Origin of the sequence: Leucobacter sp. G161 (assembly GCF_001482305.1) — a bacterium.
Taxonomy (GTDB): Bacteria; Actinomycetota; Actinomycetes; order Actinomycetales; family Microbacteriaceae; genus Leucobacter.
Window position 1 is genome coordinate 1 of sequence record NZ_LOHP01000001.1, and the last position, 15,204, is coordinate 15,204.

Below are 15,204 nucleotides of genomic sequence, written 5' to 3' on the forward strand. Positions count from 1 at the left end.
CCTCGGCATCGCCATCGCGCCCGAGCACATCGTCGACTGGGCGAGGCAACCCTGGCACGTCGGTGCCCCTCCCGGCCCCACGCCCCGGATCGCCGCCCCCGCGGGCATCGCGCTCGCCGGCGACTGGGTGTTCGGTACGGGGCTTGCCTCCGTGATCCCTGGCGCCCGCGCCGCGGCCACCGAGTTACTGCGCGCACTCGACCCACACCCCACCGCATCGACCCCCGAAAGTCCGGTATCTCCAGCATGACCAGCTCCACCACTCACACTCCCGGCAGCGTCACCCGTGCAGCGGGACCCCTCGCCGCGGCCCCTGGACTCCTCCGGATCGGCACACGCGGCAGCGCGCTCGCCGTCGCCCAGACCACGCGCGTCGCCGAGGCGATCGCCCACGCCACGGGCGTCGACGTCGCGCTCGTGATCATCACGACGCACGGTGACGTCTCGCGTGCCCCGCTCGCGCAGCTCGGCGGCACCGGCGTCTTCGTGAGCGCGCTGCGCGAGGCGCTCGTCGCCGGGGAGTGCGATCTCGCCGTGCACTCGCTCAAGGATCTCCCGACCGGACCCTGCGACGGCATCGCGCTCGGCGCTGTGCCAGTGCGCGCGGATCCGCGCGACGCGCTCTGCGCACGCGACGGTCTCACGCTCGAGACCCTGCCGATCGGGGCGAAGGTCGGCACCGGGTCGCCGCGCCGCGCTGCGCAGCTGCTCGCTCGCCGCCCCGACCTGGCGGTCTCCGACATTCGCGGCAACGTCGATACCCGGCTCGCGCGCGTCGACGCGGACCTCGACGCCGTCGTGCTCGCGGCGGCCGGCCTCGACCGGATCGGCCGTGGTAACGCGATCTCTGAGCGATTCGCGCTCGACGTCGCCCCGCCGGCTCCCGGTCAGGGTGCGCTCGCGATCGAGGTCCGCGCCGCCGACGCCGAGTCCGCGCCGTTCGCGCAGGCGCTTGCCGCGCTCAATGACCCGCAGGCGCGCGCCGAGGCGATCGCCGAGCGCGTGCTGCTCGGCACCCTCGAAGCGGGCTGCGCGGCACCGATCGGCGCGTCTGGCAGCATGACGGACGGGATCCTCACCCTCACCGCCACCGTCTACCGGCTCGACGGCAGCGAACAGCTCACCGCCGCGGCCTCGCTGCCGTGGGACGCGAGTATGCCCGACGGCGCAGCACCGACCGAACTCGGACGCCAGGTCGCGCGGGAACTCCTCGCTCGCGGTGCCGAACAGCTCGCCCCGCTCGGAGCCGCGCTATGACGGGAGATCCGCAGGGCGACCCGCAGACCGATGCGCAGTCTGACCGGCAGCCCCTCGCGCGGCTGCTCGGAGGCAAACCCGTGCTCGTGCCGCGCGGCGGGGATCGCGGCGAGGCTATGGCTCTGCTCCTCGCAGAGCACGGCGCGCAGGCAGCGCTCGTGCCCCTCATCGAGCAGGTGCCCCCGCGCGACAACGCCCCGCTGGAGGAATCTGTCACGCAGCTCAACCGCGGAGCATTCGACTGGGTTGCCGTGACCAGCGTGCACGGTGCCCAGGCGCTCATCGCGGCGGGGGCCCGCCCCGGCTCCGCCCGCATTGCCGCCGTCGGTCCGGCAACCGCAGCCGCGCTCACGACAGCCGGCTTTGCGGTGGACCTCGTGCCGCCCGAATTCACGGGAGCCGAGCTCACGGCCCGCCTGATCGACACCATTAGCGCCCAACGAAACCCCGGGGGCCGCGTGCTGCTGCCGCTCTCCGAGATCGCAGACCCCACCCTCGAAGAGGGGCTGCGCGCCGCGGGGTTTGCGCCACACCGGGTCACCGCCTACCGGACGGTCCCCGCACGGGCAGACCCCGCGGCCGACGCCGCGCTGGGCCCCCGCCTCGGGGCCGCCCTCGTGCTGAGCTCGTCGGGGGCGCGTGCTCTCGTCGCGCGCTTTGCGCCGCTGCCACAGACCGTTGTCGTTGCGGCCATCGGTGCGCCCACCGCGCGGGAACTCTCCCGTCTCGGACTCCCACCCGCGGTGATCGCACCCGTGCACACCGCCGCGGGAACGGTCGCCGCTCTCGTCGACTACGCCGCTCGCACCATCAACCCAGAAGGACGAACCACATGACCCCCACGATCCGCCCGCGGCGCCTGCGCGCCACCCCCGCGCTGCGCGGGCTCACGGCCGAAACCCGACTGCACCCGCGCGAGCTCATCCTCCCGATGTTCGTGCGCGAGGGGCTCGCCGAGCCGTTGCCGATCGGCTCGATGCCGGGTGTCTTGCAACACACGCTCGACTCGCTCCGTGCCGCGGCGACCGAGGCCGCGGAGGCTGGGGTGGGCGGCGTCATGCTGTTCGGCATTCCCGCCGAGCGCGACGCGCGGGGGAGCGCGGCCGACGACCCGCAGGGCATCCTCAACGTCGCAACGGCCGCTGTGCGCGCCGAGGTCGGCGACGCGCTTGTCGTGCAGACTGACCTCTGCCTCGACGAGTTCACCGACCACGGTCACTGCGGCGTGCTCGGCAGCGAAGGCGCTACGGTCGACAACGATGCCACGCTCGACAGGTATCGCGCGATGGCGCTCGCACAGGCGGAGGCCGGGTCAGAGCTCCTCGGGCTCTCCGGCATGATGGACGGGCAGGTCGCCGCGGTGCGCTCCGCGCTAGACGAGGCCGGCTTCAACGACACCGCGCTGCTCGCGTACTCCGCGAAGTACGCCTCCGCCTTCTACGGGCCGTTCCGCGAGGCGGTCGACTCGCAGCTCACGGGCGACCGCAAGAGCTACCAGATGGACCCAGCGAACCGGCGCGAGGGGCTCCGCGAGGTCGAGCTCGACATCACCGAGGGCGCCGACATCGTCATGGTGAAGCCGGCGATGAGCTACCTCGACGTGCTCGCGGACGTCGCCGCGGTGAGTTCCGTGCCCGTGTGGGCGTACCAGGTCTCGGGCGAGGCCGCGATGATCGAAGCGGCAGCAGCGAACGGCTGGATCGACCGCAGGCGAGCGGTCGAGGAATCGGTAGTCGGCATCAAGCGGGCCGGGGCCGATGCGATCCTCAGCTACTTCGCGACCGAGCTCGCGGGGTGGCTCCGATGAGCGCCGCGCAGCAGGCCGCCGCGTCGCACCCCGCTGGGTCGGAGCGCGCAGCCCAGCAGACCGCCCGCAGCGCCGAATACGCTGCGCGGGCCTCGAACGTCATCCCCGGCGGCGTGAACTCGCCAGTGCGCGCCTTCGGGTCCGTCGGCGGCACACCGAGGTTCTTCGTGCGCGGCAGCGGTGCGACGGTGACCGACGCCGACGGCACCGAGTACGTCGACCTCGTCGGCGCGTGGGGGCCGGCACTGCTTGGGCACGCGCACCCCGCAGTGGTGGCGGCCGTGCAGGAGGCGACGGGCAACGGGCTGGGCTTCGGTGCGTCGGTTCCGGGCGAGTTCGAACTCGCAGAGGAGATCATCGCCCGCATGCCCGACGTCGAACGCGTGCGGCTCGTGTCGACGGGCACCGAAGCGACGATGACGGCGATCCGGATCGCCCGCGGCGCAACCTCGCGGCCGCTCATCATCAAGTTCGCCGGGCACTACCATGGCCACTCCGACGGGCTGCTCGCCGCGGCAGGCTCTGGGCTCGCGACCTTCGGACTCCCCGGCTCCGCGGGCGTCACCGCTGAGAACGCCGCGCAAACCCTCGTGCTGCCCTACAACGATCTCGCCGCGCTCGAACACGCCTTCCAAGCGCACGAGGGGCAGATCGCGGCGGTCATCACCGAATCGGCAGCGGCGAACATGGGCATCCTGCCGCCAGACCCGGGCTTCACCGAGGGCCTGATCCGGACCGCGCACGCCCACGGCGCGCTCGTCATCACCGACGAGGTGCTCACCGGGTTCCGGGCGAGCGCTGCAGGCTTCTGGGGGATCGAACGCGAGACGATGCCGACTGGGCTTGCCCCAGACCTCTTCACCTTTGGAAAGGTCGTCGGCGGCGGGCTGCCGCTCGCAGCCATCGGAGGGCGGCGAGACCTCATGGAGCTGCTCGCGCCGCTCGGCCCGGTCTACCAGGGCGGGACGCTCTCGGGCAATCCGCTCGCGGTCGCCGCGGGGCTCGCGACGCTGCGTCACGCCGACGCCACCGTCTACGAGCGACTCGCGGCGGCAGCCGACGCGCTCACCGTGGAGGTCGAGGACGCGCTTACCGCGGCCGGAGTTGCGCACCGCGTGCAGCGTGCCGGCACCCTGCTCAGCGTGCTGTTCGGCGAGTACCCGGTCGCGCCGGCGACCTACGACGATGTGCTTCGGCAGAACACCGAGCAGCACCGGGCGTTCTTCCACGCGATGCTCGCAGGCGGTGTGAACCTGCCGCCGAGCGCGTTCGAAGCCTGGTTTGTAAGTGCGGCCCACGACGACCGCGTGATCGGGCAGATCGCGGAGGCGCTGCCTGCCGCCGCCCGCGCCGCGGCGGCTGCATAGGCAAAGCGGCTGCATAGGCAAGGCGGCTGCACAGGCCAAGGGGCCGCACAAAACAAGGGGAGGGTGTCACCTGACGGTGACACCCTCCCCTTTGCAAGCCCGCGACCAGCGAGCCGCGGCGTGTTACTCGGCGATGACCGGGCCGAACGCGGCAGGCAGCGTAGCCTGCACCGAAGCGCGCAGCTCCGAGAGCGGCAGCGTGAAGCGATCCTGCAGCTCGATCGCTGCGTCGTCGCCTGCGAGGTCGGTGACGCCGACCTTCAGCACCGGGTAGTTGCGACCCTCGCAGAGGCCACGGAACTTCACGTCTTCCTCGTGGGGAACGGCGACGAGCACGCGCCCCTGGGTCTTGGCATTCGTTCGGCACGCATTCCGCGCGAGTGACGTGCTTACTCCCATTGCCTCGACGTGCAGGTAGGGGAGCTGCTCAAGCAACGACAGTACGATTTGTCGATAGTCAGCCACACAGGGCTCTTTCATCGCCCATCACCGCAATTGGTCATGCGTAAGAACTAGCCTGCACCCACAGCGGCACCCCTAGATAACCCCGCGCGCTCCCGAAAGCGACTGCTCAACTTCGTGGTGGCAGCAGATGCTCGCCTAGCTAATATCTTTCGGCACTACTGTGATCAAAGCAGGTTCCTCCTCGGTAGGATCAACCTGTTTGAACTCCATGCTCAGCAAGTCGGGCTGGCCGGACCTGGCCACATCTTGGCGGGGTTCGTACAGGCCAGCGCTAGCGCCAGTAACGTAGTACTGAGAAGCAAGTTCGCCGCCCAATCCTGAACTAGTGAGAAAGAGAAGGTACGTCTTTCCTGGTTCGAGAAGTGTGACGGGGGGCGCAGCGCTCCCGGATTCCTTGCTCCCGAACTGTCGCACTTCAATGACATCACCCATTTTTGAGTCGACCTTGACGTCCTCCTTCATGACTCCCTTTAGATCGACATCAGAGATAGTGATAATTGTGTCGGACCCCTCGATATCTTGGGCCTCACGAATTTGAGTAACTGTGCCGACAGCAACAAGGTCACTGTCCTCACGCATCTCAATTGCCGACGCATACATTTGCTCGCGATCGAACGAAGAATTCGCTCGCTGTTGGGTGCAGCCCGACAACAACGCGGTTGACAGCGCAGCCACCGTCAAGAGTGTGAACCCTCGTTTGAAGCTTGACATGTCTTCTCCTCGAATCTCTCAGTAAAGTGCGTTGATTCCGCGGATGTCACCGGCGGTAAGATTCCGGATACCGAGGTTCCAAGCCGTCTGGGTGCCCCCTCCGTACATGGCACGCCGGGTGTTGTCAATGTGGGCCAATCCGAGTGCATGACCAAACTCGTGTTGCCAGGTTAGGGATACGCGGGCGGCCGTGCCATTGGCCATCTGTGGGGCCGAACGATTCATCTCGATCTTCGCTGAGGAAGTAACGCCCAAAAAGCACCACCTATACGTTTGGGCATTCCAGCCGGTGTCGCCGTAGAATCCAGCTTCTGTTCTTATCTGACCGGTAGAACGCGAGATCAACGTAGCATTTGTGCGATCTCTGACCTGCTGTATGGCAGACGCTAACGATTCGTTCCATTTTCCGCTCGGGATGCCGCTCGTTTCCACATACATGATTCGCTGAGGAAACTTGCATCCCGCAAGTTGATACGCGTTGGCGGGCGCAATATTCAGGAACACCATCGCAACCGCGATTGCAGCCACCGAGGCGACAACCCTCTTGCGAGGAGTGCGGGCAGCCGTGTTGGGTTCTTGTTTCGAAAACACATTGTCTCTTGACCGCTGATTCGACGTTCATTCCAATGCTCTGAACGTCAAGCTAACTGTAGCCAGAGACGAAGAATCAAGTGCGTTCAGATCGGCCACAGACTCCCAAAGAGCGATGGGTAGGCTTCACTCGCAAATTCTCTGGGCCAACAGCCGTGGCCAGTTATTGTCTCTCAACTGCAGCCCAAGACTCAACGATGAGCTCGGTACTCAAAGAATAAAGCACCGTCGATAAACTAGCAACATAAACTTGATAAATAATTACCGTCTATTGTTTATCTATTAACATTTTGCTCGTGATTTGTGGCAGTTCCTCGTGTCGTTGCACGTGGTTCAGAGCCCATGCCTCACGAGCCGTTGAAGTAAACTTGCCGTAGAACGCAACTGTTTGGTCGCTCGGCGGCACGGAAAACCACACGGGCCAGGCGAAAATCCCCCAGCCCGTGTTCGCATTCAGGGAGTGGTTACGTCGCTTGTTGTAACTACTCGGCGATGACCGGGCCGAAGGCCGCGGGGAGCGTCGCGTTCACAGCCGTGCGCAGCTCCGAGAGCGGCAGCGTGAAGCGATCCTGCAGCTCGATCGCTGCGTCGTCGCCTGCGAGGTCGGTGACGCCGATCTTCAGCACCGGGTAGTTGCGCCCCTCGCAGAGGCCACGGAACTTCACGTCCTCCTCGTGCGGGACGGCGACGAGCACGCGGCCTTGCGACTCCGAGAAGAGCGCGGCGACAGCGTCGACACCGTCGCGCTGCATGATTTCGTCGATCCACACGCGAGCGCCGACACCGAAGCGGAGCACACCGTCGACGAGGGTCTGCGCGAGGCCACCCTCGGAGAGGTCGACCGCTGCGGAGAGCAGGCCGCCCTGCGAAGCCGCGTGGAGCAGCTCAGCGAGGGTACGCTCGGCGTCGAGATCAGCCTTCGGGGGCACGCCGCCGAGGTGCGAGTGCACTGACTCTGCCCAGGCCGAGCCGTCGAGCTCGTCGCGGGTGACGCCGAGGAGGTACAGGTGCTCGCCCTGATCCTGCCAGCCCGACGGCACGCGGCGCGCGACGTCGTCGATGATGCCAAGCACGCCGACGACGGGGGTCGGGTGGATCGGGGTGTCACCGGTCTGGTTGTACATCGAGACGTTGCCGCCCGTGACCGGCACCTCGAGGTGGAGGCAGGCGTCCGAGAGGCCCTCGACGGTCTGTGCGAACTGCCACATGACCTCGGGGTTCTCGGGGCTGCCGAAGTTCAGGCAGTCGGTGACGGCGGTCGGGACCGCGCCGGTGGTTGCGACGTTACGGTAGGCCTCGCCGAGGGCGATCTGTGCGCCGACGTACGGGTCGAGGTAGGAGTAGCGGCCGTTTGCGTCGGTCGAGATCGCGATGCCGAGCCCGGTCTCCTCGTCGACGCGGATCATGCCCGCGCCGTCGGGGAAGGACAGCGCGGTGTTACCGCCGACGTAGTAGTCGTACTGGTTCGTCACCCACGACAGGTCCGCCTGGTTCGGCGCGCTGGTCACGGTGAGCAGCTGCTCGCGGAGCGCGTCGGCCGAGCCGTTGCGCTCGAGGCCCGCGGCGTTCACGGTGTCGGCCTTGAGGGCGTCCATCCACGTCGGGTACGCGACCGGACGGTCGTAGACGGGGCCGTCGACTGCGACGGTCGAGGGATCGACGTTCACGATCTCCTCGCCCTGCCAGTTGATGACGAGGCGGTTGGTGTCGGTGACCTCGCCGAGCACGCTGGCCTCGACGTCCCACTTCGCTGCGACCGCGAGGAACGCGTCGAGCTTCTCGGGAGCGACGATCGCCATCATGCGCTCCTGGCTCTCCGACATGAGGATCTCCTCAGCGGTGAGCGAGGGGTCGCGCAGCAGCACGCTGTCGAGCTCGATGTACATGCCGCCGTCGCCGTTCGCGGCGAGCTCCGAGGTGGCGCAGGAGATGCCGGCCGCGCCGAGATCCTGGATGCCCTCGACGAGGTCAGCCTGGAACATCTCGAGGCAGGCCTCGATGAGTACCTTCTCAGCGAAGGGGTCGCCGACCTGCACCGCGGGGCGCTTCGACGGGCCGTCTTCCTCGAAGCTCGAGGAGGAGAGCACCGAGGCGCCGCCGATGCCGTCGCCACCGGTGCGCGCACCGAAGAGCACGACCTTGTTGCCGAGGCCGGAGGCGTTCGCCGTGTGGAGATCCTCGTGGCGGAGCACGCCGACGCCGAGCGCGTTGACGAGCGGGTTGCCCTGGTAGACCGAGTCGAACACTGTCTCGCCGCCGATGTTCGGCAGACCCAGGCAGTTCGCGTACGACGAGATGCCGGCAACTGCGCCGTGCACGACGCGTGCGGTGTCGGGGTGATCGATCGCACCGAAGCGCAGCTGATCCATGACCGCGACCGGGCGAGCGCCCATCGAGATAATGTCGCGGATGATGCCGCCGACGCCGGTCGCGGCGCCCTGGAACGGCTCGATGTAGGAGGGGCTGTTGTGGCTCTCGACCTTGAAGGTCACCGCCCAGCCTTCGCCAACGTCAACGACGCCAGCGTTCTCGCCGATGCCAACGAGCAGCCGCTCGCGCATCTTGTCGTTGACCTTCTTGCCGAACTGGCGCAGGTACGGCTTGGAGGACTTGTACGAGCAGTGCTCGGACCACATCACCGAGTACATGGCGAGCTCGCCAGAGGTCGGACGGCGGCCGAGGATCTCACGGATCTGCTCGTACTCGTTGGTCTGGAGACCGAGGGCCGCGTACGGCTGCTCTTTCTCGGGGGTGGCAGCCGCATCGGCGACCGTATCGGGGCGGGGCAAAGAGGCAGCGAAGTCAGTCACCCCCTCAGTCTACGGGGGTTTCGGGAGGACGTTTGTCCCCTCTGGCAGCGCGCGCGGGGAGAAGCAGTGGGATTTGGCATCGCGCAGTATTTCTGACAGTTCGCAGGCCGAAAGTGTCAGACTAGGGGCATGAGCGACAATCATGCACCGCAGGAACCCACGCAGGGCGCCGTCATTGACGCCCCACAGGTGGCGGGGGTCGGGAAAAAGAAGCTGTCGACGTTCCTTCGGGTGAGCATCATTTTGCTCATCGGGTTGACGCTCGCATCGATCTCGCTGCTCTTCATCGGCGATTTCGAGGGGCGCTTCGAGCGGATCTTCTCGACGTTTGCGCTGTTCGCCGTCTTCGTCGTACTCACCGCGATTGACACCACGCGCGAGCGAACGAACGAGTGGTACGCGCCGGTCGCGCTCATCGCAAACACGTACATCCTCGGGCTGCTGCTCGTGGTGATCTGGATGACGCCGTACGATCCCTTCGCGCTCGTGCTCGAGATCTTCTGGAAGTCCTTCCTTGTGATCCTCGTCACGCGACTCGTGATCCTCTGTTGCGAGCTGCTGCTCCGATCCGGAGACGCGGAAGACGAGGCCGGGAACCGCTTCGCTTTCATCACGAGCGCCCTGGCCGTGCTCGCAGGGATCCTGTTCACCGCGCCGGTCGGCATTGAGGCGTTCAGCCTCCATGTGCCCGATCTGTACTGGAAGATTGCGACCGCGGTCCTCATTCTGACGGCTCTCGGGCTCTCCGTGACGCTGCTGCTGCGCTGGGCGAACAGCTCGGAGGAGCGGGCCGCGAAGCGCCAAGCGGCGGTGGCCGAACGTGTCGCGAATGACGCTGCACAGGCCGCGGCGGCCCCCGTCGCTCCGCAGGCTCCAGCTCAGGTCCTGTCGACGACCACCGCAGTGCCGGACGCTGAAGTTGCGCAACAGCCGGCCCCGACCCAGGTGCTGTTGCCGTGGCCGACGTTTGCTGATGGTCGGCCGATCCCGGCCCGCCCGGACGGCCAGCCGGACTTCTCCGTCCCCGGAGCGCCGCTGCCACCTCAGGTGTAGCACCCGAGTTCGGCGGAACATGCAGAGCGGTCCCGGCCATAGAATTGCCGAGTGATTGATGCTTCATTTCCGCTGATTCGCCCGATTCGAACCGAGGAGTACCCGGCGGAGGTCACGCTGCTGCGCGCCGCCTACGGTGCAGGGCCGTATGCGGCTGAGCTGGCTGGGAACCCCGAGTGGGAACGCTCCGAGAACGATACCGCGGGGCGAGACGCCGACGGCCGTGTGCTCGTGTGGGAAGAGGAGGGCGCGCTCCTCGGTGCTGCCTCGGTGCTGCGGGCCGAGAGCTCGCACACGAAGCTTGCTCAGTCCGGCGAGGCTGAGCTGCGCTTGGTCGCGGTCTCGCCGGCAGCCCAGGGGCGCGGAATCGGTGCAGCGCTCGTTCGTGCCGGCCTTGAGGAGGCGCTCCGGTGGGGCTCGACGGTGCTTCGACTGGACACTGGGGAGCGGAACCCTGCCCAGCACCTGTACGCGCGGCTCGGGTTCGACCGCACGGATGCGCTCGACGGTGAGCGCTCGGGCGCGAGCTACGGTCGCTCGCTCACCTACGCGTACCCGCTGCAGGAGCGGGACGATGTGCGGGTGCGGCTCGTCCGTGATGCGGAGATTACGGAGGTAAGCGACATGGTGCTCGCGGCGTACCGTGACGACTATGCGCACCTTGATGCCTCCTATTTGGAAGTGATCGCAGACGTGGCCTCGCGGGCCGAGTCGGCGCTGGTGTGGGTCGCCGAGGACGTCACCACGGGTGCGCTGCTCGGGACGGTCACGACGCCGAGGAACCGCGAGCTCATCACGCTGGTCTCGGAACCGGGGGAGATGGACATTCGGCTGCTCGGCGTCGCGCACAGCGCGCGCGGGCGGGGGATCGGTGAGCTGTTGACGCGTCACAGCCTGCGGCTGGCGCGGATTCGTGGCGCGCGCCAACTCTCGCTCGAGACGAGTCCGCTCATGCCGGCAGCGCGTCGACTCTACGAGCGGCTCGGTTTTCACCGGCTGCCGACGCGTGAACGACTGATCCACCTCGACAGTGGCACCGAGCTGCAGCTGCTCGCCTACGGTTACGAATTGACGGCGTAGTTCTAAACCCCAGTTCAGGGTAATAATTCACGCACCCCCTTGAACATCAGATGAATTCAAGGTTAGGCTTGCCTAAGCAGGAACCAGTGTGGGAATTTGCCCAGTGCACGGGCCCTCTCACGGAACCTCATAGCTTCCAACCGGAAGCTGGCGCGCCGTCAATCGAACTTCGTCCTAAGGAAATCATTATCGTGACTCTCCGAACCTCCCGCAGGCCACGCCTGCTGAGCCTCGCAGCGATTGCTGCCGGCGCCGCCCTCGCACTTTCGGCCTGCACCTCGGCTCCCGCCGACGATGCTGAAACGAAACCCGAAGGCGCTTCGACAGTTTCGATCACTGACAACTACGGCACCGTCGAGGTGCCCGTGAACCCCGAGACCGTCGTCGCACTTGATAATCACGTCTTCGAGACCCTTGACAGCTGGAACGTCGAGCTCGCCGCTGCCCCGAAGGGCATCATGGGCTCGAACTGGTCGAACTACACCGACAACGAGTCGGTCGTTGACATCGGTTCGCACCGCGAGCCAAACCTCGAGGCAATCGTCGCGGCCCAGCCCGATGTCATCATCGCCGGCTACCGCTTCAGCGATGCGTACGACGACATCAAGGCGCAGAACCCCGACGCAGTCGTTCTCGATTTCTCGCCGCGTGAGGGCGAAGACCTCATGAGCGAACTCAAGCGCGGTACGACGATCCTCGGTGACATCTTCGACCACGCTGACGAGGCCGAGGCACTGAACACGCAGCTCGACGACGCCATCGCCGACGCGAAGGAAGCCTACAACGGCACCGACACCGTCATGGGGCTCATTACCTCGGGCGGCAAGGTCGAGTATGTCGCCGCGAACACCGGTCGCACCGTCGGCCCCGTATTCCCGGCCCTCGGCCTGATCCCCGCCATCGAGCAGGAAGCAGAAGACACCTCGCACGGTGACGACATTTCCGTCGAGGCCATCGCCGCAGCAAACCCCGACTGGGCGATCGTGCTCGACCGTGACGCGTCGTTCGCACCCGAGGATCTCGAGCCGGGCGCTGCCCCTGCTGACGAGCTCATCGCGGGCTCGGAGGCACTGCAGAAGGTCACCGCGGTAGAGAAGGGTCAGATCGTATACCTCGACTCGAACTTCTACCTCACCGAAGACATCCAGGCCTACACGGGTCTCTTCGAGCAGATTCGGGATGCCTTCCAGGCTGCATGACGCACATGAACACACCCACCGGTCCCGGTGGTGGCGAGGCGCCCGCTTCCTTAAGCGGGCGCCCTCGTGTTGCCGGGAGAAACACCACGGGGATCGCGTCGGTGCACACCGACGACGCCGTGATTCCTGAGGCACCGCGCGCGAAGATCTGGCCGCTACTGCTCGCAATCCTCGCCGTGGCGGGGCTGCTCACACTCTCCCTGTTTGTCGGTGTGTACGACATCTCCGATGGGGAGATGGGCCGGGAAATGATCTGGATCACCCGTGTCCCACGCACCCTCGCACTGCTCCTTGCGGGCGCCGCGATGGCCGCGAGCGGCCTGGTGATGCAGATGCTCACGCAGAACCGATTCGTCGATGCCACCACCTCCGGAACGACAGAGTGGGCGGCGCTCGGGCTGCTGCTCACGACACTCCTCGTCCCCGACTTCGGGCTCGTCGGGCGGATGGTCGTCGCCAGCATCTTCGCCTTCATCGGCGCCATGACGTTCATGCTCATTCTGCGGCGCATCGTCATCCGATCCACCCTCGTCGTCCCGCTCATCGGGATCATGCTCGGCGCGGTCGTGAGCGCCCTCACCACGTTCCTCGCCGTGCAGTTCAACCTGCTGCAGATGATCGGCACCTGGTTCATGGGCAGCTTCACGAGCGTCGTGCGCGGCCGCTACGAGGTGCTGTGGATCGTCGCGATCGTCACCCTTCTCGTGTTCCTGCTCGCTGACCGCATCACCGTTGCGGGTCTCGGCAAGGATGTCGCCACGAGTGTTGGGATGCGCTACGAGACGATCCTCATCGCCGGCACCGCGCTCGTCGCGGTCGCGGCTGGTGTGACCACCGTCGTCGTCGGCTTCTTGCCCTTCATCGGACTCGTCGTGCCCAATGTGGTCGCCATGCTTCGCGGCGACAACGTGCGCAGTAATCTCCCGTGGGTGTGCCTCGGAGGCATCGCCCTCGTCACCGTGTGTGACCTCATCGGCCGTACCGTACGGATGCCGTTTGAGGTGCCCGTATCCATGGTCCTCGGAATGATCGGATCCGTCGTGTTTATTGCGATTCTCCTGCGGAGCAGGTCGCGTGGCTAGCATCACCAGGCTCAGCGCCGAGGGCGTACTGCCCGAGGGGCCATTCCCGACGATGTCGCGCTTCCGGCAGGCGCTCCCCGTCATGATCGTGTTCGCGATTGCGATCCTGCTCGCGATCGGCATCCTCGTCTACGGCAACCCGGCAGAACCGGGGAGTGCCGGCTACTGGGTGATCGTGCGCACCCGACTCGGTTCGCTCGGCACCATCGCTCTCGTTGCGATCTGCCAGGCCGTCGCCACCGTGCTCTTCCACACCGCGACCTCGAACCGGATCCTCACCCCATCGATCCTCGGCTTCGACGCGCTCTACGTCCTCACCCAGACCTCGCTCGTATTCTTTTTCGGGTCGGCGGCCGCGGGCATGGAGGGGATCCCGAAGATCCTCGCGCAGAGCGGCCTCATGGTCGTCTTCGCTACGCTCCTCTACGGCTGGCTGTTTTCCGGGAAGGGTGCGAATCTCCATCTGCTCTTGCTCGTCGGGGTCGTGCTCGGCATCGGCTTCGGCTCGGTCTCAACGTTCATGCAACGGCTACTCACCCCGAGCGAGTTCGACGTGCTCAGCGCGCGCCTGTTCGGCAGTATCGGCCAGGGGAATATCGCCTATCTCCCGTTCGCCGCGGCGATCGCGCTCGGAATATTTGTGTACGTCTGGCGCAGGCGACGCACCTACGACGTGGTCGCGCTCGGCCGCGACACAGCGGTGAGCCTCGGGCTGAACTACCGGCGCGAGGTCGTGACGATCCTCGTGCTTGTTGCGGTGCTCGTGTCAGTGTCGGTGACGATGGTCGGGCCGATGACGTTCTACGGGTTCCTCGTGGCAACGCTCGCCTACCAGTTCGCGCGCAACGACTCGCACGGCGAAACACTGCCGCTCGCGATCGGCATCGGCCTCGTCACCCTCATCGGTGCGACGTTCATCCTGAAGCACGTGTTCTCCGCGGGCGGCCTCGTCACCGTCATCATTGAGTTTGCCGGCGGGCTGCTCTTCCTCGTTGTGCTGCTCAGAAAGGGGCTGCGTTGATCCAGCTCACATCAATCGGCAAGAACTACGCGGGCAAGCGCGTGCTCGGGCCAGTGGATCTCACGATCGAACCCGGCGGCATCACCGCGCTCATCGGCCCGAACGGCGCCGGGAAGTCGACGATGCTCACGATCATCGGCCGGCTGCTCAGCGCGGACGAGGGGCAGGTCACCGTTGGGGGCCTCGACGTCTCGACCGCGAAGCCCAAGACCCTGGCGCAGATCGTGTCGATCCTGCGCCAGGAGAACCACTTCATGGCGCGGCTCACGGTGCGCCAGCTGGTGACCTTCGGCCGGTTCCCGCACTCGGCCGGGCGCACGACCGAGGTGGATCGCCGGGCGATCCACGCCGCGATCGCGTTTCTCGACCTCGCGGGCATGGAGGATCGCTTCATCGATGAGCTGTCTGGTGGGCAGCGGCAGCGCGCCTTCGTTGCGATGGTGCTCGCGCAGGACACGGACTACGTGCTGCTCGACGAGCCGCTCACGGGCCTCGACATGCGGCACGCAGCCGGCATGATGCGGCAGCTGCGGGCGGCGGCGGACGCGCTCGGAAAGACGATCGTGCTCGTCGTGCACGACGTGAACTTCGCGTCAGCCTACGCCGACCGCATCATCGCGCTCGCGGACGGCGAGCTCGTCGCCTCGGGCACGCCAGACGAGATCATGACCCCGGAGGTGCTCGAGCAGGTCTTCGGCACCGAGGTTGAGGTCATCGAGCACGCCGGGAACAAGGTCGCGATCTACTACCGCGTGTAGGTT

Annotated in this window: 13 protein-coding genes and 2 pseudogenes; 11 read left to right on the forward strand and 4 right to left on the reverse strand. The window is 66.5% G+C overall.

All coding sequences use genetic code 11. From position 1 onward, the window contains the following. The 5 genes and pseudogenes from AUL38_RS17275 to AUL38_RS00025 all read left to right on the forward strand — a co-directional run. Positions 1-250 (forward strand): annotated as a pseudogene (locus tag AUL38_RS17275) (FAD-dependent oxidoreductase); the annotation flags it as partial. Beyond that, positions 247-1,257, forward strand: coding sequence for a hydroxymethylbilane synthase (hemC, locus tag AUL38_RS00010; protein ID WP_059057995.1), 1,011 nt, complete (start codon positions 247-249; stop codon positions 1,255-1,257). The pseudogene AUL38_RS17275 and the gene hemC, both read left to right, overlap by 4 nt. Then, positions 1,254-2,093: a uroporphyrinogen-III synthase gene (locus tag AUL38_RS00015; protein ID WP_059057997.1), complete on the forward strand. Its 840-nt coding sequence runs from the start codon at positions 1,254-1,256 to the stop codon at positions 2,091-2,093. Before hemC ends, AUL38_RS00015 begins: the two co-directional genes overlap by 4 nt. After that, positions 2,090-3,064 (forward strand): porphobilinogen synthase, encoded by a 975-nt coding sequence (gene hemB, locus AUL38_RS00020; RefSeq protein ID WP_059057999.1) that lies wholly within the window; start codon positions 2,090-2,092, stop codon positions 3,062-3,064. The genes AUL38_RS00015 and hemB overlap by 4 nt, the downstream gene beginning before the upstream one ends. After that, the gene (locus tag AUL38_RS00025; RefSeq protein WP_083506472.1) at positions 3,061-4,431 is read left to right on the forward strand and encodes a glutamate-1-semialdehyde 2,1-aminomutase; all 1,371 of its coding nucleotides are present in this window, start codon (positions 3,061-3,063) and stop codon (positions 4,429-4,431) included. The genes hemB and AUL38_RS00025 overlap by 4 nt, the downstream gene beginning before the upstream one ends. A gap of 123 nt (positions 4,432-4,554) precedes the next feature. Here AUL38_RS00025 and AUL38_RS00030 read toward each other — a convergent pair. From AUL38_RS00030 to purL, 4 genes and pseudogenes are all read right to left on the reverse strand, one after another. Then, positions 4,555-4,785, reverse strand: a pseudogene (locus AUL38_RS00030) (hypothetical protein); the annotation flags it as partial. Between the two features lie 246 nt (positions 4,786-5,031). Continuing rightward, the gene (locus tag AUL38_RS00035) at positions 5,032-5,607 is read right to left on the reverse strand and encodes a hypothetical protein (RefSeq protein ID WP_059058004.1); all 576 of its coding nucleotides are present in this window, start codon (positions 5,605-5,607) and stop codon (positions 5,032-5,034) included. An 18-nt stretch (positions 5,608-5,625) separates the two neighbouring features. Next, positions 5,626-6,135 (reverse strand): matrixin family metalloprotease, encoded by a 510-nt coding sequence (locus AUL38_RS00040; protein WP_059058006.1) that lies wholly within the window; start codon positions 6,133-6,135, stop codon positions 5,626-5,628. Between the two features lie 545 nt (positions 6,136-6,680). Next, on the reverse strand, positions 6,681-9,008 hold the full coding sequence (gene purL / locus AUL38_RS00045) for a phosphoribosylformylglycinamidine synthase subunit PurL (RefSeq protein ID WP_059058008.1): 2,328 nt from the start codon (positions 9,006-9,008) through the stop codon (positions 6,681-6,683). Between the two features lie 129 nt (positions 9,009-9,137). Here purL and AUL38_RS00050 point away from each other — a divergent pair, with 129 nt between their 5' ends. From AUL38_RS00050 to AUL38_RS00075, 6 genes are all read left to right on the forward strand, one after another. Beyond that, a complete protein-coding gene (locus AUL38_RS00050; RefSeq protein WP_059058010.1) occupies positions 9,138-10,061 on the forward strand; it encodes a hypothetical protein in 924 nt (307 codons plus the stop codon). Between the two features lie 51 nt (positions 10,062-10,112). Next, entirely contained in the window at positions 10,113-11,141 is a 1,029-nt protein-coding gene (locus tag AUL38_RS00055) for a GNAT family N-acetyltransferase (RefSeq protein WP_059058012.1), read from the forward strand. A 191-nt stretch (positions 11,142-11,332) separates the two neighbouring features. After that, positions 11,333-12,340: a siderophore ABC transporter substrate-binding protein gene (locus tag AUL38_RS00060; protein WP_235590533.1), complete on the forward strand. Its 1,008-nt coding sequence runs from the start codon at positions 11,333-11,335 to the stop codon at positions 12,338-12,340. Between the two features lie 101 nt (positions 12,341-12,441). Then, positions 12,442-13,422, forward strand: a complete 981-nt coding sequence (locus AUL38_RS00065; protein ID WP_059058014.1) for an iron chelate uptake ABC transporter family permease subunit — start codon at positions 12,442-12,444, stop codon at positions 13,420-13,422. Beyond that, entirely contained in the window at positions 13,415-14,443 is a 1,029-nt protein-coding gene (locus AUL38_RS00070) for an iron chelate uptake ABC transporter family permease subunit (RefSeq protein WP_059058016.1), read from the forward strand. The genes AUL38_RS00065 and AUL38_RS00070 overlap by 8 nt, the downstream gene beginning before the upstream one ends. After that, on the forward strand, positions 14,440-15,201 hold the full coding sequence (locus AUL38_RS00075) for an ABC transporter ATP-binding protein (RefSeq protein WP_059058019.1): 762 nt from the start codon (positions 14,440-14,442) through the stop codon (positions 15,199-15,201). Before AUL38_RS00070 ends, AUL38_RS00075 begins: the two co-directional genes overlap by 4 nt. The last annotated feature ends 3 nt before the right edge of the window (positions 15,202-15,204 follow it).